The organism is Streptomyces sp. NPDC001663 (assembly GCF_042893105.1).
Lineage (GTDB): Bacteria > Actinomycetota > Actinomycetes > Streptomycetales > Streptomycetaceae > Streptomyces.
In genome coordinates, this window is the sequence record NZ_JBIAUR010000006.1 from 203,446 (window position 1) to 220,045 (window position 16,600).

The window sequence follows — 16,600 nt, forward strand, 5'->3', positions numbered from 1 at the left end:
CTCACCGCCCGGTGGGCGGGGCGAGGGTGGCCTTGCGGCTGGGGATGATCTGGTCCACCAGCCCGTAGTCGACAGCCCCTTGGGCGTCCAGGATCTTGTCCCGCTCGATGTCCGCGTTGACCTGCTCCGGGCTGCGTCCCGTGTGCCGTACGAGCATCTCCTCCAGGCGGTTGCGCGTCCGCGTCAACTCCGCTGCCTGGATGGCCAGATCACTGGCCTGTCCCTCGACGGGCTCGGTCAGAGCCGGCTGGTGGATCACCACGCGGGCACCCGGCAGCACGAACCGCTTGCCCGGCGCGCCGGCGCCCAGCAGCACCGCGGCGGAGGAACCCGCCTGGCCCAGACAGGTCGTCTCCACGTCGCAGGTGACGTACTGCATCGTGTCGTAGATCGCCGTCATCGCACTGAACGAGCCGCCCGGCGAATTGATGTACAGCGCGATGTCCCGGTCGGGGTCCTTGTGCTCCAGGTACATGAACTGCGCCATCACGTCGTTCGCCGAGGTGTCGTCGATCTGCGTGCCGAGGAAGACGATCCGCTCCTCCAGCAGCTTCGAGTACGGATCCATCGACTTGGTTCCGTAACTCGTGCGTTCGGTGAACTCGGGCAGGACGTAGCGGGCGGTCGGTCGGGTCATGGGTACCCCTCCTTCGGCGTCTGTAAAAAATGTACAGGACGTACGTGACGTTATGATGGGGGTATGGCCTACGAGATTCCGGTGACGCAAGCCAGGGCTGAGCTCGCCGACCTGATCAACCGGGTGGTGTACGGCGGTGAGCGCGTCGTCGTGACACGGCACGGCAAGCCCCTCGTCGCCCTCGTCTCCGCCGCCGACCTGGCACGACTGGAAAAGCTCCAGGAGCTCGAGGAACCGGCCGAGGAGCAGGTGATCAGCTCGGTCTCCTCGGTCCGCGAGGTGGCGTCCGCTCCTCGCGAACAGCAGCGCTTCGGCATCGCGGCGCACCACCGGGGAAGCGGCGCCTCGTAAGAGACGCAACGCAAAGACCGTGCACCCCGTCCGCTACTGCGGGGTGCACGGCCGGTCCTGGGGTGAGGTGGCGGGCGGTCAGCCGACGGGGGCGAGCTGCCGATCGACGGTCGGCTCCGCGGTCTTCGTGCGTCCCTTGAGCGCGTTGCCGAGGATTACGGCGCCCAGGCCCAGCGCGGCCCACCAGGTGAGTGTCAGGGCGGGGCCGGTCGCCGCCGCGCCGTCGAAGAACGACACCGACCGGAGCAGGGTCGTGCCGGCGCCCGGCGGCAGCCACTGGCCGATCGTGCCGGCCGGCTCCGGCAGCATCTGCGGCGCCGAGGACGCGCCGGAGAAGGGGTTGCCGAACAGCATCACCACACCGGCGACCAGCCCGATGCCGGCCTGACCGACGAGTGCGGCGAGTCCGGCGACCGCGCCGCTCACGGCCAGCGTCGCAAGGCCCAGCGTGCCGGCCTCCGCCCACCAGTCACCGGTGAGCACTCCGAGCCAGCTGTGCGCGATGCCGGCGCCGGCCACGCCGACCAGGGCGGCAGCACCGACCAGCGCGGTCACGGCACGGAATCCGCGCAGCCCGAGCATCGTCACCACCGCGCCCGCCGTGATCCCGGCCAGGGCGAGCGGCAGCACACTGGCGGTCAGGGCCGCGCCGCGCGGGTCCTTCTCCGGTGCGGCCACGACGTCGACCGTCCGGACCTGAGTGCCGTCGGCGGACGCCTGCTGTGCCACCGCCTGCTGCAGCATCTGCGCCACGACGGGGCCTGCGGCCGACGCGGTCAGCAGCTCGGGGCCCTGGGTGGTGACGACGACCGCGCCGTATACGGTCCGGTCCTCGATGGCGTCGCGGGCCGCGGCCTCGTCGGCGTAGCGGTGGATCTCGAACGCACCCTTGTGCTGCGCCAGTTGCTTCTCCACCTGGACCGTCGCCGCGGCGGGCCCGGCCACGCCGAGCGGCAGGTCGCGCGGGGCGGTGCGGGCGGCGGGCCAGGCGAAGGCCCACAGCGCCAGGGCGGCGAGGACGGGGACGAGGACGACGACCGCGATCAGGCGGCGGGTCTGTGTCCTTGCGGGGGTAGCGGATGTGGCGGACATGGGCTTCCTCTTCGGGGCGGAGTCAAAAAGAAGGATCGTTCGTTTTAGCTGTGGCACCACCGTCCTGCCGTCCGGGGTCCCTTGTCAAGAAGGAATGTTCGTTTTAATTTGGGAACCATGGCCCGCGTATCCCAGGAACACCTCGACGCCCGCCGCCGGCAGATCCTCGACGGCGCCGCGCGCTGCTTCGCCCGCAACGGGTTCCATGCCACGTCCATGCAGGACGTGCTGAAGGAGGTCGATCTGTCGGCCGGAGCCGTGTACCGCTACTTCAGCGGCAAGGAGGAGCTCATCGCCGCGATCGTCGGCGAGGTGCTCGGCCAGGTCCACGAGGGTTTCGAGGCGGCGGCCCACAGCAGCCCGCCCCCGCCTCCGGACCTTCTGGTGGCGTCGGTCCTGGGCGGCGTCCTCGCCAGCAGGGAGTCCGTGACCGTGGACGGGCGGCCCGCGTTCCCGAGGCTGGTCGTCCAGGTCTGGACGGAGACGCTCCGCAACGACGAGCTCGCGGCCCTGCTGCGCGAGGGCTACGGCGCCGTCCAGGATGCGTGGACACGGATCGCCGAGGGGTACCAGGACGCCGGGATGATGCGGTCGGACGTGCCCCCGGACCGCGTGGCCCGCACGATGATGGCCGCCGCGATGGGTTTCCTCGCGCAGCAGGCCCTGTTCGGGCCGGCGTCGAGCGAGGTCCTGCGGGACGGTCTACGGGCGTTGATGAGCGTGCAGGATCACAGCTCGGTTAACTTGCTTGAAACTCGGTCCAACTAGCCTGCCGATCCACGCCACCAGGGACTTTTCCCGGCGGCTGAGGCAACCGGACCCCGCACGGTCCGGAGCGAGGACTGTGAGGTGGGACGTGCAACTGACCCCGCACGAGCAAGAGAGGCTGCTCATCCACGTGGCGGCCGACGTGGCCGAGAAGCGCCGGGCCCGCGGGCTCAAGCTCAACCACCCCGAGGCCGTCGCCCTCATCACGTCGCACATCCTCGAAGGCGCCCGTGACGGCCGTACGGTCGCCGAGCTCATGGCCTCGGGACGCAAGCTGCTCACCCGGGACGACGTCATGGAGGGCATCCCCGAGATGATCCACGACGTCCAGGTCGAGGCGACCTTCCCGGACGGCACCAAGCTCGTCACCGTCCACGACCCGATCGTCTGAGGGGGCCTCGATGATTCCCGGCGAGATCCTGTTCGCGGACGAGCCCGTTGTGTACAACGAGGGCCGCGAGGTCACCCGCCTGACCGTCCTCAACGCCGCCGACCGGCCCGTCCAGGTCGGCTCCCACTACCACTTCGCCGAGGCCAACCCCGGTCTGGACTTCGACCGCGCAGCCGCGCGCGGCAAGCGGCTCAACATCGCCGCGGGTACGGCCGTGCGCTTCGAGCCCGGAATCCCCGTAGACGTAGAACTCGTCCCGCTCTCCGGTGCCCGAGTGGTGCCCGGGCTGCGCGGGGAGACCGGAGGTGCCCTCGATGCCTGAGATCTCGCGTGCCGCGTACGCCGACCTGTTCGGCCCCACCACCGGCGACCGCATCCGGCTCGCCGACACCGACCTCGTCGTCGAGATCGAGGAGGATCGTTCCGGCGGGCCCGGACTCGCCGGTGACGAGGCGGTGTTCGGCGGCGGCAAGGTCATCCGGGAGTCCATGGGCCAGTCGCGTGCTACGCGCGCAGAAGGCACCCCGGACACCGTCATCACCGGTGCGGTGATCGTCGACCACTGGGGGATCGTCAAGGCCGACGTCGGCATCCGTGACGGCCGGATCACCGGGATCGGCAAGGCCGGCAACCCCGACACGATGGACGGGGTGCATCCGGATCTGGTGATCGGCCCGGAGACCGAGGTCATCGCGGGCAACGGGCGGATCCTGACGGCCGGCGCCATCGACGCGCACGTGCACTTCATCTGTCCGCAGATCGCCGACGAGGCGCTGTCCGCCGGTGTCACGACACTGGTCGGTGGCGGCACCGGTCCGGCCGAGGGCTCGAAGGCCACGACCGTGACGCCGGGCCCGTGGCACCTCGCGCGGATGCTGGAGGCGATGGAGGAGTACCCGCTCAACATCGGCTTCCTCGGCAAGGGCAACACCGTCTCGCGCGAGGCGATGCTGTCGCAGATCCGGGGCGGTGCGCTGGGTCTCAAGCTGCACGAGGACTGGGGATCGACCCCGGCCGTCATCGACGCCTCGCTGACCGTGGCGGACCAGACGGGTATCCAGGTCGCCATCCACACGGACACATTGAACGAAGCCGGGTTCGTGGGCGACACGCTCGCCGCGATCGGCGGACGCGGTATCCACGCGTACCACACCGAGGGCGCGGGCGGCGGGCATGCGCCGGACATCATGACCGTGGTCTCCGAGCCGTATGTGCTGCCGAGTTCGACGAACCCGACGCGGCCGTTCACCGTCAACACCGCCGAGGAACACCTCGACATGCTGATGGTGTGCCACCACCTCAACCCGGCGGTGCCCGAAGACCTGGCGTTCGCCGAGTCGCGGATCCGGCCGTCCACGATCGGGGCGGAGGACATACTGCACGACCTGGGCGCCATCTCCATCATCTCGTCCGACGCCCAGGCCATGGGGCGCGTGGGCGAGGTGATCATGCGGACCTGGCAGACCGCGCACGTCATGAAGCGGCGGCGCGGAGCGCTGCCGGGGGACGGGCGTGCGGACAACCGCCGGGTACGGCGCTACGTCGCCAAGTACACGATCAATCCCGCGGTCGCGCAGGGACTTGCGCGCGAGGTCGGGTCGGTGGAGACCGGGAAGCTCGCCGACCTCGTGCTGTGGGAGCCCGCGTTCTTCGGCGTCAAGCCGCATCTGGTCGTCAAGGGCGGGCAGATCGCCTACGCGCAGATGGGCGACGCCAACGCCTCGATCCCCACGCCGCAGCCGATCCTGCCGCGGCCGATGTACGGGGCGATCGGGCGGGCGCCCGCCTCCAACTCCTTCAACTTCGTTGCCCCGCTCGCCATCGAGGACGGGCTGCCGGAGCGGCTCTCGCTCGCGAAGCGGTTCGTCGCCATCGAGTCGACGCGCGGGGTGACCAAGGCGGACATGCGGGAGAACGACGCCCGGCCGCGGGTGCAGGTCGACCCCGACAGCTTCGCCGTGCACATCGACGGGGAGCTGGTGGAGGCCACGCCTGCCGCCGAACTGCCCATGGCCCAGCGGTACTTCCTCTTCTGATGTCCAGGGCTGCACTACTGGTTCTGGCCGACGGGCGCTTTCCCGCCGGGGGGCATGCGCACTCCGGCGGGGCCGAGGCGGCCGTGAAGGCCGGGCGGATCACCGGGGCGGCGAGCCTGGAGTCCTTCTGCCGGGGACGGCTGCACACCACGGGTCTGGTCTCGGCCTCGCTCGCCGCCGCTGCCGTACTCGGTGTGGATCCGGTGGAGTTGGACGCGGCTGCGGACGCGCGGACGCCGTCGCCTGCGTTGCGGGTTGCCGCGCGGAAGCTGGGGCGGCAGTTGATGCGGGCGGCTCGGGCGACCTGGCCTTCTGCTGAACTCGACGGCCTGGCACGGGAGTTCCCCAAGGGGGCCCATCAGCCGGTCGTGTTGGGGCTTGCGGCCCGGGCGGCGGGGCTGGGGGCCGAGGATGCGGCTTACTGCGCGGCCTACGAAAGTGTCAGTGGGCCGGCGAGTGCGACGGTGCGGTTGCTGAGTCTTGATCCCTTCGATGCCACGGGGGTGTTGGCTCGGCTGGCGCCGGAGGTGGATCGCGTCGCGGATCGGGCGGTGGAGGCGGCGCGGGCCGTTGTCGACGACGGGGTCGATGCGTTGCCTGCGGCTTCTGCGCCGTTGTTGGAGATCGGGGCGGAGGTGCATGCCGCTTGGGCTGTACGGCTGTTCGCGTCGTAGGAGGTTGTCGCCCCCGCCGCCCCTACCCGTCCCACCACCAGGGGATCTGCCCCTTCGACCCCGCCAGGAGGCTCCGCCCCCTGGACCCCCGATCGGCCTGAACGGCCTCGTCCTCAAACGCCGGACGGGCCGAAGTGCCAGGCACAGCTGTATAGGAGCCGTATATGCACCTCGACCACACCCACGACGGCCCCGCCGCCATAAGCGCCGATGCTCACCGGCCCGACGGTTCCCGCCGTGCCCTGCGGATCGGGCTCGGCGGTCCCGTCGGGTCGGGCAAGACCGCCACCGTCGCCGCGCTCTGCCGCGCCCTGCGCGACGAACTCTCCCTCGCCGTCGTCACTAACGACATCTACACCCGCGAGGACGCCGAATTCCTGCTCAGGGAAGCCGTGTTGCCGCCCGAGCGGATCACTGCCGTGGAGACGGGGGCCTGTCCGCACACCGCGATCCGGGACGACATCTCCGCCAACCTCGAGGCCGTCGAGGACCTGGAGGCCGAGGTCGGGCCGTTGGATCTGATCCTGGTCGAGTCCGGTGGGGACAATCTCACCGCGACCTTCTCCAAGGGGCTCGTCGACGCGCAGATCTTCGTCATCGATGTCGCGGGCGGGGATGACATTCCGCGCAAGGGCGGGCCGGGTGTGACCACCGCCGACCTGCTCGTCGTCAACAAGACCGACCTCGCGCCCCACGTCGGCTCCGACCTCGCGCGGATGGCGGCCGACGCCAAGGCCCAGCGTGCCGAACTGCCCGTCGTCTTCCAGTCGTTGAGGAGCGAGGCCGGTGTGGGCGACGTCGCCGCGTGGGTGCGGGCGCAGCTCGCCGCCTGGACGGCGTGACCGTGAGCGGGGTGCGGGCCACCGCCCGGATCGTCGCCCGGGAGGACGGCAGAGGCGGTACCGCCCTGCCCGTGCTGGAGGGCGACGGACCGCTCGCGCTGCGGCGGACCCGGGGGAGCGGCACCGAGGCCCGGGTCATGCTCGTCGGGGCGATGAGCGGACCGCTCGGCGGCGACGCCTTCGCCGTGGAGGCGGAGGTGGAGAGCGGCGCGCGGCTGCGCGTCGGGTCGGCCGCCGCCACCATCGCGCTGCCCGGGCAGGCGAAGGGGGAGGCTCACTACGACGTACGGCTCCGGGTGGCCGACCAAGGTGAACTGGTCTGGCTGCCCGAGCAGTTGATCTCCGCCAAGGGCAGTGACCTGTACGTCACCACCCGGGTCGAACTCGGTGCCGCCGCGCGGCTCGTACTGCGTGAGGAGCAGGTACTCGGTCGGGTGGGGGAGGAACCCGGGCGGCTTGCCAGTCGTCTTACGGTGCGCGTCGCGGGGCGCGTCGTGCTCGATCAGGAACTGGCCTGCGGGCCTGGAGCGCCCGGTGGGTGGGACGGTCCCGCCGTGCTGGGCGGGCATCGGGCCGTGGGGCAACTCGTCGTCGTACGGCCGGAGTTCGGGGTGGAACCGGTGGCGGCCCGGGTACTTGGGGACGGTGCCGCCCTGGTGCCGCTCGCCGGGCCCGCTGTGCTCGTGAGCGCTGTGGCGGCCGACGCGCTGCGGCTGCGGCGGGTGCTGGACGAGGCGCTCGCCGAGCTCGGTTGAGTCACCGCTGAGCGGGACGGGTCTCTCCGTTTATCGGATTGGCAAAGAAGGTCAACGACCCCTGTTCCCAGGCAGCTCACAGCCGCGAGGATCCCTCTACCAATCGCAAAGACGTTGGGGGGAGATCCCACTTGAGGGATATGAGACGGAACAGGCGGACGACGGTGCTCGGCTCGGCAGGGGCGCTGGTCACCGCGACGCTCATAGCCGGTGCCGTCGCCGCGCCGACCGCGAACGCGAGCGCCGGCTCGCGGCACGGGCAGGACCGTGAGGCCCGTGGCGCGGCGATCACCGCCGCGCGAGCCGCCAAGGCCGGCATCGACTGGCAGGACTGTCCCGCGGACTGGGGGCTCGAGAAGCCCATTCAGTGCGGCTATGTCAGCGTCCCGCTCGACTACGCCAAGCCGTACGGCAAGCAGATCAAGCTCGCCGTCGACCGCATCGGCAACACGGGGACGAAGGAGGAGCGCCAGGGCGCGCTCGTCTACAACCCCGGTGGTCCCGGAGGTTCCGGCCTGCGCTTCCCGCGCCGGGTCACGACCAAGAACCCGATCTGGGCCAACACTGCCAAGGCGTACGACTTCGTGGGCTTCGACCCGCGCGGCGTCGGCCACTCGGCGCCCATCTCCTGCATCGACCCGCAGGAGTTCGTGAAGGCCCCGAAGATGGACCCGGTGCCGGACAGCGAGGCCGACAAGACGGCCCAGCGCAAGCTGGCCCGCGAGTACGCCGAGGGCTGCGCCGACCGCAGCGGCAAGGACGTCCTCGCGCAGATGACCACGCCCAACACGGTGCGCGACCTGGACGTGATCCGTGCCGCGCTGGGCGAGAAGAAGCTCAACTACCTGGGCGTCTCCTACGGCACCTACATCGGCGCCGTCTACGGCACGATGTTCCCGGGCCACCTGCGCCGCATGATCGTGGACAGCGTGGTCAACCCGTCGCGGGAGAAGATCTGGTACCAGGCCAACCTGGACCAGGACGTCGCCTTCGAGGGCCGCTGGAAGGACTGGGAGGACTGGGTCGCCGCCAACGACGCCGCCTTCCACCTCGGCACCACACGTGCCGCGGTCCAGTCGAAGTGGCTGGAGCTTCGGGCCACCGCGAAGAAGAACCCCATCGGCGGGGTCGTCGGCCCGGCCGAGCTGATCGGCTTCTTCCAGAGCGCCCCGTACTACGACTCCTCGTGGGTGCCGGTCGCGACGGTCTTCAGCAAGTACTTCGCCGGCGACACCCAGGCGCTGGTCGACGCGGCCGCCCCGGACCTGTCCGACACCGCGGGCAACATCGCCTCGGAGAACGGCAACGCCGTCTACACGGCCGTCGAGTGCACCGACGCCAAGTGGCCCACCAGCTGGAAGAAGTGGGACAAGGACAACACCGAGCTCAACAAGCAGTATCCGTTCATGACTTGGGCCAATGCATGGCTCAACCTGCCTTGTGCGACCTGGCCGGTCAAGCAGCAGAACCCGGTCAACGTCAAGACCCACAAGGGTCTGCCGCAGGTGCTGATCGTGCAGTCCACGCGTGACGCCGCCACCCCGTACGACGGCGCCGTCGAACTGCACGAGCGGTTCAAGGGCTCCCGCCTGATCACCGAGAAGGACGCGGGCTCGCACGGTGTGACCGGCCTGGTCAACCCGTGCATCAACCAGCGGGTGGACGACTACCTGCTCACCGGCAAGCTGGACGCCGCGGACGTGACCTGCACCCCGCACGCCACGCCCAAGCCGTAACCGGTAGTCGTACGAGAACGAAGTGAGGGGCGGCCGGAACAACCCGGCCGCCCCTCGCACTTGTTCAACTCGCCCTATCCCAGCGGCATTCGCGGGAAGGGCCGCTTCTTCTCCGCGGCCCCGGCCGCCTCGGTCTGCGCCGCCTTCGCGACGGCCGCGTACTCGTCGACGTACTCCTGCTCGGACAGCGACAGGATCGCGTACATGATCTCGTCGGTCACGGCGCGCAGGATCGCCCTCTCGTTCTCCATGCCCGCGTAGCGGGAGAAGTCCAGGGGCTTGCCGAAGCGGATGACGACGGGGTGGATGTTCGGGATGACCTTGCCGGGCGGCTGCGCCTCGAAAGTGCCGATCATCGCGCAGGGAATCACCGGGACCTGGGCCTTCAGTGCCATCACCGCGACGCCGACCTTGCCCTTGTAGAGGCGGCCGTCGTGCGAGCGCGTGCCCTCCGGGTAGATGCCGAGCAGTTCGTCCTTGCGCAGCACGCCGAGGCCCTCGCGGATCGCGGCCTGACCCGCCTCCTTGCCCTTGCGGTCCACCGGGATCTGGCCCGCGCTGCGGAAGAAGGCCGCGGTGAGACGACCCTTGATACCCGGACCCGTGAAGTACTCCTTCTTCGCGAGGAAGGTGATACGGCGCTTGAGCATCGCCGGCATCAGGAAGTGGTCCGAGAACGACAGATGGTTGCCGGCGACGATCGCCGCACCTTCGGCCGGCACATGCTCGAGGCCTTCGATGCGAGGCCGGAAGACCAGTCTCAGCAGAGGTCCCAACAACACGTATTTGAGTACGTAATAGAACAAGGGGTCGCTCCTCACTTTAGCGGATCGGCTCAACCGCCGCGTTCTAGCTGGTCAGAGGGCACGGGGTGGGGTGCCAGTCTATGTGCAGGTGTAGTCGGGTGGAACCGGGTCTGATCGGACTGATGCTGACCCAATCCTGACCCAATGCTGAGGTTCCTGATGGTTCGTCAGGTGTGGCGGTTGGGGTGTTTCGTGCGGGTGGGGACGACCGCCGGACCAGCGTGCTGCTACTGGCGGGTAGGTATCAACCGGAAGCCGCAGCGTGACGCAATCACGGCTGCTCAGTGGCGAGCATGTGGCCCTTGAATGCGGCGGTCTTCCTGTGCTCGACGGCTTTGGTGGTGGCTTCCGCACAGCCGTCGTAGCAGTCGGCGCCGGGATCGTCGCAGGCATTGGGCTCCACTACACGCATCGCAACTTCCGTCACATCCGTGACTTGTTCACCCACACGCAGGACAAGGACCGGGAAGCTGCGGAACTCACGCGCGAAGGCCAGATGACCGACCGGTACGCGACCGCCATCAACCTGCTCGGGGCCAAGGAATCCACGAAGCAACTCGGTGGCAGGGCGAATGTCCCAACCGATGGCGTCGACACCTTGCATGCGCCGGGCACAGGCCGCAACAGGGGCATTCGCCGGCTGGCGACGTCCCAACGGCATGCGCGGTAGGGACGGTTGTAGTCAAGCTTCGTGCCAATGCCGTCGGCATTGCAGGGTTCGTCGCCGCTCGGTTCGAGGCGGCAATAGAAGCCGTAGTCGATGTATTCGGCTTCGCCGGGGAGCTGGCCCGTGAAGGGCGTGCCGTGCCGTTGTGAGGCTCACGGACGGTACCTGCGGACCGTCGATGGCGAGTCGGGCGTGTTGGCGGTCGGTGAGCTGGCTGACAGCGGTGCGCAGCACTGTGCGGATGCCGTAGAGCGGATCACCGACCCGGCCGCCCGCGGGCCCCGTTGGTGTCTTGCTGGACGCGTTGGCGGCATCGGTCCAGCGCATCGCCGGCCAGGGCGACAACATGAAACGGGTCCATCACCGCGACTGCATCGGGGACTTCGTCGGCTGCGGCGGTCTTGAAGCCGGTGAAGCCGTCCATGGCCGCGATCTGATCCCGTCGCGGAACGCTGGCCTCTGGGCCTACGGGCCAGGTCTTGAACACCTGCTTGGGTCGGCATTCGGCTATGTCCAGCAGTCTCGACGGTCCGGTGCCGTCGCGGACCGGGGTGAGATCAGTGATGACGGTGACGAGCTTGTCCCCGTGGAGGGTGTGGCGCCACGCATGCTCATCCACGCCTAAGGCTTGGACACCGTCGAAGCGGGTCGGGTCGGCGATCAGCAATTGGCGGCCGGTCGCCAGGACACCCCGAGCCCGGCGGCGATCCGGGCGATCGACATCCGGTCGATGACGACACTCTTCAACGCCCGCATCACCGCCTGCGGCGGGAGTTTCGCCCTAGGCGCGGCGGCCGCGGTCGTGTCTTGGCGCCGGACCTGCCCGCAGTCCGAACGGCGGTGGCGGTGGATGGGACGTGCAGGATCGTTGCCCGCCAGCCGAGCGGGATGTGCGCCGGTCGGCGCGGCACGCTGTCGCGCGGCACCCCCGGACAGTCGCGCAGCTGTTGGCCGACCACTTCCAGGCCGAGGTGATCCGGCTGGCAGAACGTCGTGAGGTCGGCAGGGCGGAAGGTGGCGTCGCGCACGAGCGGGGGGCGCAACCGCTGATGATGGTCCGGTGGGGTTGGGTCGGTCAGGCGCGGTCGTGGAGCGTGACCTGGTAGCCGTCGGGGTCGGCGAAGGTGAAGGTCCGGCCGAAGGGGCCGTCGATCGGTGCGGAGACGATGGTGTGACCGTCGGTGACGAGCGCGTCGTGGATGGCCTGGACGTCTGTGGCGTGGAGCCAGATCGCGGCACCGATGCCGGGCTGGGCGACGGATGCGAGGTCGGTGCCGGGAATGACGTCGCGGAGTGCGAACGCGATCGGCTTCGTCTCGAAGACGACGGCGTGCGCAGGTCCGGCGGGCGAGCGGACGAGGCCCAGGTACTGCTCGTAGAACGCCTGCGAAGCGTCGAGGTCGCGTACTTGGAGCGAGATGAAGTCGGGGCCGGTGGCGGGCATATGATGACACTCCTTTTTGCATGTCAGTTTTCTGACACGCATCAACGTATGTCAGAATACTGACATGAGTCAAGAAGGTGTCGGCGTCGACCTGGAGACGTCACTGGGCTACCTGCTCAAAGAAGCGTCGAGCGCGCTGCGCGCGGCCATGGAGGAAGTGCTGCGGCCGCTCGGGATGAGCGTGACGCACTACTCCTGCCTCGAGCTGCTGGCGCAACGGCCGGGCCTGTCGAACTCCGAGCTCGCACGGGGCGCGTTCGTGACACGGCAGACGATGAACGTGCTGCTCCAGGCCCTGGAACGAGACGGCTACGTGACCAGGCCCGCGGAGGCACCCGTCGGGAAGGTGCTTCCCACGCGGCTCACGCCCCGCGGCCGGCGAAGCCTCGAGAAGGCGAGCGCCGCCGTCCGGTCCGTCGAGGCCAGAATGCTGGCCGGCCTGACCGGGACCGAGCAGTCAGAGGCGTTCCGGATCCTGCAAAGCATGATCCATTCCCTGCGCGGTGCCGACGAGGGTGCATAGCTCGCTCCGCGGGGCACGTCTCGTCGCGCTCGGACAGGAGTGCAGCCGAGCTTCACATCCGTGTCGGCGACCTCGAAAACCAACACACCCCGACTGCACCCTCTGTACTCAGGTTTCCTAGAGCGTGAGTTTTACAAACAGCGAGGACTTCGCCGCGATCCGCCAGCTGGTCCACAAGTCCCACACGCAGCCGCTCGGTCAGATGCCGCAGCACTTCCGGAAACAGCGCGGACGAGAACCATGCGAGACCCAGGACGAAGTAGACGACCAGTGGGCGGGGCGGTGGTCGGAGAGCCGCTCGAGCTCGTGGCCCCGTGCCGCAGCCGGACTGAGCAGTTTTCGAGAAGCATCGGTGACCCGGCCGCCCATACCGTCGAAGACATGAACTCCATCGACTCCATCACACTTGAGGTGGCCGACACCACGGCCGCCGGCCGCTTCTACTCCGCCGCCTTCGGGCTGGACCCGTCGCAAGTGCGCCTGCGCGCCTCCGAGGCCCCCACGACCGGTTTCCGCGGCTTCACTCTGCGCTTGTGGTGTCCCAGCCGGGCAACGTCGACGCCCTCGTCGACGCCGCCCTCGACGGCGGCGCCACCGCCCTCAAGCCCACCTCGAAGTCGCTGTGGGGCTACGGCGGCGTCGTTCAGGCCCCGGACGGCACAATCTGGAAGATCGCGACGTCGGCAAGGAAGGACACGGCCCCGGTCACCCGGGACTTCGGCGAGCTCGTGCTGCTGTTGGGCGTCGAGGACGTGAAGGCCAGCAAGCAGTTCTACGTCGAGCAGGGCCTCAGTGTGGGTAAGAGCTTCGGCGGCAAGTACGTCGAGTTCGCCACCGGGTCGGGCCCCGTCAAGCTCGCTCTGTACAAGCGCCGTGCTCTCGCCAAGGATGCGGGTGTCCCCGTCGACGGCACCGGATCGCACCGGCTCGTGCTCTCCAGCGCCGCCGGCCCGTTCAGCGACCCGGACGGGTTCGTCTGGGAAGCCACTGCACCCCTGACCGCCACCGCCTGAGCCGAATCACCTCCGTCTACGGCACAGCACTCATGCGTCTCGGACGAGCTGGTAGGTGAGGAAGGCGAGACCGTCACCAACGGTGCGGGTGTCGATGAGGCGCATGGGTTCCCTGCCGGTGGTCTCGCCGAAGAGGCGCTCGCCGGCCCCGAGCACGACCGGGAAGATGGTGAGCCGCAGTTCGTCAACGAGGTCGTGCTCCAGCAGTGTGTGCACGAGCTGGGTGCTGGCGTAGACGACGATGTCGCCGTCCAGCTCCTGCTTCAGCTTCGCGACCTCGTCCACCACGTCGCCGTTGAGCACCCTGCCCTTGAATGCCGTCGAGTTGCTCCACCTGGGCTCTTGGAGGGTGGAGGACACGACGTACTTGGGCAAGCTGTTTAACCTGTCCGCCCACTCGCCATTGCGGGACAGCCACCGCGCGGCGAACCACTCGTCGCTACGCCGGCCAAGCAGCAGGGCCTCGGCGCCCAGTGCCTCGTCGAGCAGGCGCTTGGCCCACGCTTCGCGGTCCTCGTCCCCCAGCTGAAGGAACCAGCCGCCGCGGCTGAAGCCCTCGTCGCCGGTCGGGTCCTGGACGACACCGTCGAGTGAGACGTTCTCGCTGATGATGATCTTTCCCATCGTGGTTCTCCTTGGTTGGCGTTGCCGACTACTGCTGGGGTAGACACCGCGGCGTCGCGAAGGGGGCGCCCGCGGACCGCCCCCTTCGCTCTTCGGGCGGTGTCCGTACACGATGGAAGTGCCGCGAGGTGCAGGAAGAAGGTGACGCAAGGGTGGTAACCGGCGACCTGATGTCCCGGGCGCGGGCCGGGGACGGCGAGGCGTTCCGGGAGCTGACCGAGCCGTACCGCCGGGAGCTGCAGGTGCACTGCTACCGGATGCTCGGATCGTTCCAGGACGCCGAGGACGTTCTGCAGGACACGCTGCTGGCCGCCTGGCGGGGCTTCGCGGGGTTCGAGGGGCGCTCCTCGCTGCGCACCTGGCTGTACCGGATCGCCACCAACCGGTGCCTCAACGCACGCCGGTCGGCAGCCCGACGCCCTGGCAGGCCCTGGGAGGTGCCCAATGTCGAACCGCCCGAGCCGACCCGACTCGGCGAAGTCGTCTGGCTCGAGCCCTACCCCGACGCCCTCATCGAGGGTGCCGTCAACGCCCCGCTCGGCCCAGAGGCCCGCTACGAGCAGACCGAATCCGTCTCCCTGGCCTTCGTGACTGCCCTGCAGATCCTGCCGCCACGCCAGACGGCCGTGCTCATCCTGCGCGACGTCCTCGGATTCCACGCCGACGAAGTGGCCGACATGCTGGACTCCAGCGTCGAGTCGGTCAAGAGCGTCCTCAAGCGGGCGCGCGCCAGCCTGCAGCACCAACGGCCCACGAGCGACGACCGTCGGCCGCAGCCCGCCTCCGAGTCACCCTCCGAGGAGGCGGTCGTGGCGAAGTTCGTCCGCGCGTGGGAGGCGGCCGATGTCGATGCGCTGGTGGCCCTACTCACCGACGACGTCTTCATGTCGATGCCGCCGATGCCTTTCGAGTACCAGGGCCGAGAAGTCACGGCACGCTTCTGCGCCAGCATCTTCCGCGCAGGACGCAGGTTCGACCTCATCCCCACGCGAGCCAACGGCCAACCGGCGTTCGGAGCCTACCTGCGCACCCCGACCGGCATCCGCCACGGGACCGGTCTCTACGTCCTCACCCTTACCGGCGACCGGATCTGCGCCATGACCCGCTTCGACAACAGCGTGCTTCCATGGTTCGGGCTACCGCGATCACTCCCAAAGCGATAGTCGGCAGGACGTCCTGGCTCGCCCTACTTGTCCTGTGGTGACGCCACTTACGCCGCCCTCCCGCCAGGCATCGGCTGGGAGAACGGCCACTCAACTCAGCGCCGCCAAACCCTTTCGCAGCCCGCCGGCGCCACGGAGTCTGCAACCGGGCTGCTGCCTGACCGATGCCCCGACGGATGGGCACAATCGGTCAGGAGCGGCAGGAGAAGGGAGCCGGCGATGGCCGAGCGCATGATCGAGGCGGACGGCATCGAGCTGTGCACCGAATCCTTCGGCGACCCGTCGGATCCGCCCGTCCTGCTCATCATGGGCACGGGGGCTTCGATGCTCTGGTGGGAGGAGGGCTTTTGCCGGATGCTCGCCGGGGGCGGGCGGTTCGTCATTCGTTACGACCACCGGGACACCGGCCGATCGGTCACCTACGAGCCGGGCCGTCCCGGGTACACCGCGTCGGACCTGGTCGGTGACGCCGCCCGCGTGCTCGACGCCCATGAGATCCCAGCCGCGCACGTCGTGGGCGTCTCGGCCGGAGGAGCGTTCGCGCAACTGCTCGCGCTCAATTACGCCGACCGCGTCCTGTCGCTCGTCCTGATCAGCACGTCCTCCGCTGTGCCCGGCGACCGCGAGCTTCCTGGGCCGACCGAGGAGTTCATGCGGTTCGTCTCGTCCGTGCAGGTCGATTGGTCGGAAGCAGAGTCGGTGATCGACTACCTGGTCGCCTACGCGCGCATGCTCTCGGGGGGACGACGCCCGTTCGACGAGACTGCCGCCCGTAGCCTTGTCCGTCGCGACGTCGAGCGCGCACACGACTTCGCCGCGGCCCGCAACCACGATGTACTGCCGGACGGCGAAGGCTCACAACCGCCCCTGTCCTCGATCGCCGTGCCCACGCTTGTGATCCACGGGACCGCCGATCCGATGTTCCCGCTCGGTCACGGTGAGGCACTCGCAGAACAGATCCCCGCAGGCAGGCTGTTGGCTCTGCAGGACGCCGGCCACGGGGTCGAGCGAGCCGACTGGGCGACGATCGTCCCGGCGATCCTCGAGCACACCGCCGGAGGCCGTGTCGGCTAGTGCC

At 69.2% G+C, this 16,600-nt stretch carries 18 protein-coding genes and 2 pseudogenes; 13 read left to right on the forward strand and 7 right to left on the reverse strand.

The window, feature by feature from the left end; translation table 11 throughout:
* Window position 1: 1 nt before the first annotated feature.
* A complete protein-coding gene (locus tag ACFY1L_RS20700) occupies window positions 2-637 on the reverse strand; it encodes an ATP-dependent Clp protease proteolytic subunit (RefSeq protein ID WP_388825937.1) in 636 nt (211 codons plus the stop codon).
* A 63-nt stretch (window positions 638-700) separates the two neighbouring features.
* Here ACFY1L_RS20700 and ACFY1L_RS20705 point away from each other — a divergent pair, with 63 nt between their 5' ends.
* Window positions 701-988 carry a type II toxin-antitoxin system Phd/YefM family antitoxin gene (locus tag ACFY1L_RS20705; RefSeq protein WP_388825940.1) on the forward strand — a complete coding sequence of 96 codons (288 nt, stop codon included), beginning with the start codon at window positions 701-703 and terminating at the stop codon, window positions 986-988.
* 78 nt (window positions 989-1,066) lie between these two features.
* Here ACFY1L_RS20705 and ACFY1L_RS20710 read toward each other — a convergent pair whose 3' ends face one another.
* Window positions 1,067-2,080, reverse strand: a complete 1,014-nt coding sequence (locus ACFY1L_RS20710) for an ABC transporter permease (protein WP_388825942.1) — start codon at window positions 2,078-2,080, stop codon at window positions 1,067-1,069.
* A 117-nt stretch (window positions 2,081-2,197) separates the two neighbouring features.
* Between ACFY1L_RS20710 and ACFY1L_RS20715 the strand changes: the two genes are divergently transcribed.
* The 8 genes from ACFY1L_RS20715 (at window position 2,198) to ACFY1L_RS20750 (ending at window position 9,282) form a co-directional block, all read left to right on the forward strand.
* The gene (locus tag ACFY1L_RS20715) at window positions 2,198-2,848 is read left to right on the forward strand and encodes a TetR/AcrR family transcriptional regulator (RefSeq protein ID WP_388825945.1); all 651 of its coding nucleotides are present in this window, start codon (window positions 2,198-2,200) and stop codon (window positions 2,846-2,848) included.
* 88 nt (window positions 2,849-2,936) lie between these two features.
* The gene (locus tag ACFY1L_RS20720) at window positions 2,937-3,239 is read left to right on the forward strand and encodes an urease subunit gamma (protein WP_010355509.1); all 303 of its coding nucleotides are present in this window, start codon (window positions 2,937-2,939) and stop codon (window positions 3,237-3,239) included.
* Window positions 3,240-3,249: 10 nt separating this feature from the next.
* A complete protein-coding gene (locus ACFY1L_RS20725; RefSeq protein WP_388825948.1) occupies window positions 3,250-3,561 on the forward strand; it encodes an urease subunit beta in 312 nt (103 codons plus the stop codon).
* Window positions 3,554-5,275 carry an urease subunit alpha gene (locus ACFY1L_RS20730; protein ID WP_388825951.1) on the forward strand — a complete coding sequence of 574 codons (1,722 nt, stop codon included), beginning with the start codon at window positions 3,554-3,556 and terminating at the stop codon, window positions 5,273-5,275. The genes ACFY1L_RS20725 and ACFY1L_RS20730 overlap by 8 nt, the downstream gene beginning before the upstream one ends.
* Window positions 5,275-5,949, forward strand: coding sequence for an urease accessory protein UreF (locus ACFY1L_RS20735; protein WP_388825954.1), 675 nt, complete (start codon window positions 5,275-5,277; stop codon window positions 5,947-5,949). Before ACFY1L_RS20730 ends, ACFY1L_RS20735 begins: the two co-directional genes overlap by 1 nt.
* Window positions 5,950-6,113: 164 nt before the next feature.
* The gene (ureG, locus tag ACFY1L_RS20740; RefSeq protein ID WP_388825957.1) at window positions 6,114-6,791 is read left to right on the forward strand and encodes an urease accessory protein UreG; all 678 of its coding nucleotides are present in this window, start codon (window positions 6,114-6,116) and stop codon (window positions 6,789-6,791) included.
* Window positions 6,779-7,546, forward strand: a complete 768-nt coding sequence (locus ACFY1L_RS20745) for an urease accessory protein UreD (protein WP_388826899.1) — start codon at window positions 6,779-6,781, stop codon at window positions 7,544-7,546. The genes ureG and ACFY1L_RS20745 overlap by 13 nt, the downstream gene beginning before the upstream one ends.
* A 140-nt stretch (window positions 7,547-7,686) precedes the next feature.
* Complete coding sequence (locus ACFY1L_RS20750) at window positions 7,687-9,282, forward strand: alpha/beta hydrolase (RefSeq protein WP_388825960.1); 1,596 nt, start codon at window positions 7,687-7,689, stop codon at window positions 9,280-9,282.
* A 74-nt stretch (window positions 9,283-9,356) separates the two neighbouring features.
* Here the strand turns inward: ACFY1L_RS20750 and ACFY1L_RS20755 are convergent, their stop codons facing one another.
* The 4 genes and pseudogenes from ACFY1L_RS20755 to ACFY1L_RS20770 form a co-directional block, all read right to left on the reverse strand.
* A complete protein-coding gene (locus ACFY1L_RS20755; protein WP_388825963.1) occupies window positions 9,357-10,088 on the reverse strand; it encodes a lysophospholipid acyltransferase family protein in 732 nt (243 codons plus the stop codon).
* A gap of 271 nt (window positions 10,089-10,359) precedes the next feature.
* Window positions 10,360-10,692, reverse strand: coding sequence for a hypothetical protein (locus ACFY1L_RS20760; RefSeq protein WP_388825966.1), 333 nt, complete (start codon window positions 10,690-10,692; stop codon window positions 10,360-10,362).
* Between the two features lie 243 nt (window positions 10,693-10,935).
* Window positions 10,936-11,783 (reverse strand): annotated as a pseudogene (locus ACFY1L_RS20765) (transposase); the annotation flags it as partial.
* 47 nt (window positions 11,784-11,830) lie between these two features.
* The gene (locus tag ACFY1L_RS20770) at window positions 11,831-12,199 is read right to left on the reverse strand and encodes a VOC family protein (protein WP_388825969.1); all 369 of its coding nucleotides are present in this window, start codon (window positions 12,197-12,199) and stop codon (window positions 11,831-11,833) included.
* Between the two features lie 64 nt (window positions 12,200-12,263).
* Between ACFY1L_RS20770 and ACFY1L_RS20775 the strand changes: the two genes are divergently transcribed.
* The gene (locus tag ACFY1L_RS20775; protein WP_388825972.1) at window positions 12,264-12,722 is read left to right on the forward strand and encodes a MarR family winged helix-turn-helix transcriptional regulator; all 459 of its coding nucleotides are present in this window, start codon (window positions 12,264-12,266) and stop codon (window positions 12,720-12,722) included.
* 381 nt (window positions 12,723-13,103) lie between these two features.
* Window positions 13,104-13,735: pseudogene (locus ACFY1L_RS20780) on the forward strand (glyoxalase).
* A gap of 30 nt (window positions 13,736-13,765) precedes the next feature.
* On the opposite strand, the gene ACFY1L_RS20785 reads toward ACFY1L_RS20780, so the two are convergent.
* Window positions 13,766-14,359 (reverse strand): dihydrofolate reductase family protein, encoded by a 594-nt coding sequence (locus ACFY1L_RS20785; protein ID WP_388825975.1) that lies wholly within the window; start codon window positions 14,357-14,359, stop codon window positions 13,766-13,768.
* A gap of 152 nt (window positions 14,360-14,511) precedes the next feature.
* Here ACFY1L_RS20785 and ACFY1L_RS20790 point away from each other — a divergent pair, with 152 nt between their 5' ends.
* Window positions 14,512-15,522: a sigma-70 family RNA polymerase sigma factor gene (locus ACFY1L_RS20790; RefSeq protein WP_388825978.1), complete on the forward strand. Its 1,011-nt coding sequence runs from the start codon at window positions 14,512-14,514 to the stop codon at window positions 15,520-15,522.
* Window positions 15,523-15,741: 219 nt separating this feature from the next.
* The gene (locus tag ACFY1L_RS20795; protein ID WP_388825981.1) at window positions 15,742-16,596 is read left to right on the forward strand and encodes an alpha/beta fold hydrolase; all 855 of its coding nucleotides are present in this window, start codon (window positions 15,742-15,744) and stop codon (window positions 16,594-16,596) included.
* The last annotated feature ends 4 nt before the right edge of the window (window positions 16,597-16,600 follow it).

What these genes read in the sequence shown, in the direction of transcription:
- ACFY1L_RS20700 (WP_388825937.1), bottom strand. Translation starts at nt 637, where the DNA reads ATGACCCGACCGACCGCCCGCTACGTCCTGCCCGAGTTCACCGAACGC.
- ACFY1L_RS20705 (WP_388825940.1), top strand. Translation starts at nt 701, where the DNA reads ATGGCCTACGAGATTCCGGTGACGCAAGCCAGGGCTGAGCTCGCCGAC.
- ACFY1L_RS20710 (WP_388825942.1), bottom strand. Translation starts at nt 2,080, where the DNA reads ATGTCCGCCACATCCGCTACCCCCGCAAGGACACAGACCCGCCGCCTG.
- ACFY1L_RS20715 (WP_388825945.1), top strand. Translation starts at nt 2,198, where the DNA reads ATGGCCCGCGTATCCCAGGAACACCTCGACGCCCGCCGCCGGCAGATC.
- ACFY1L_RS20725 (WP_388825948.1), top strand. Translation starts at nt 3,250, where the DNA reads ATGATTCCCGGCGAGATCCTGTTCGCGGACGAGCCCGTTGTGTACAAC.
- ACFY1L_RS20730 (WP_388825951.1), top strand. Translation starts at nt 3,554, where the DNA reads ATGCCTGAGATCTCGCGTGCCGCGTACGCCGACCTGTTCGGCCCCACC.
- ACFY1L_RS20735 (WP_388825954.1), top strand. Translation starts at nt 5,275, where the DNA reads ATGTCCAGGGCTGCACTACTGGTTCTGGCCGACGGGCGCTTTCCCGCC.
- ureG (WP_388825957.1), top strand. Translation starts at nt 6,114, where the DNA reads ATGCACCTCGACCACACCCACGACGGCCCCGCCGCCATAAGCGCCGAT.
- ACFY1L_RS20750 (WP_388825960.1), top strand. Translation starts at nt 7,687, where the DNA reads ATGAGACGGAACAGGCGGACGACGGTGCTCGGCTCGGCAGGGGCGCTG.
- ACFY1L_RS20760 (WP_388825966.1), bottom strand. Translation starts at nt 10,692, where the DNA reads ATGCAAGGTGTCGACGCCATCGGTTGGGACATTCGCCCTGCCACCGAG.
- ACFY1L_RS20770 (WP_388825969.1), bottom strand. Translation starts at nt 12,199, where the DNA reads ATGCCCGCCACCGGCCCCGACTTCATCTCGCTCCAAGTACGCGACCTC.
- ACFY1L_RS20775 (WP_388825972.1), top strand. Translation starts at nt 12,264, where the DNA reads ATGAGTCAAGAAGGTGTCGGCGTCGACCTGGAGACGTCACTGGGCTAC.
- ACFY1L_RS20785 (WP_388825975.1), bottom strand. Translation starts at nt 14,359, where the DNA reads ATGGGAAAGATCATCATCAGCGAGAACGTCTCACTCGACGGTGTCGTC.
- ACFY1L_RS20795 (WP_388825981.1), top strand. Translation starts at nt 15,742, where the DNA reads ATGGCCGAGCGCATGATCGAGGCGGACGGCATCGAGCTGTGCACCGAA.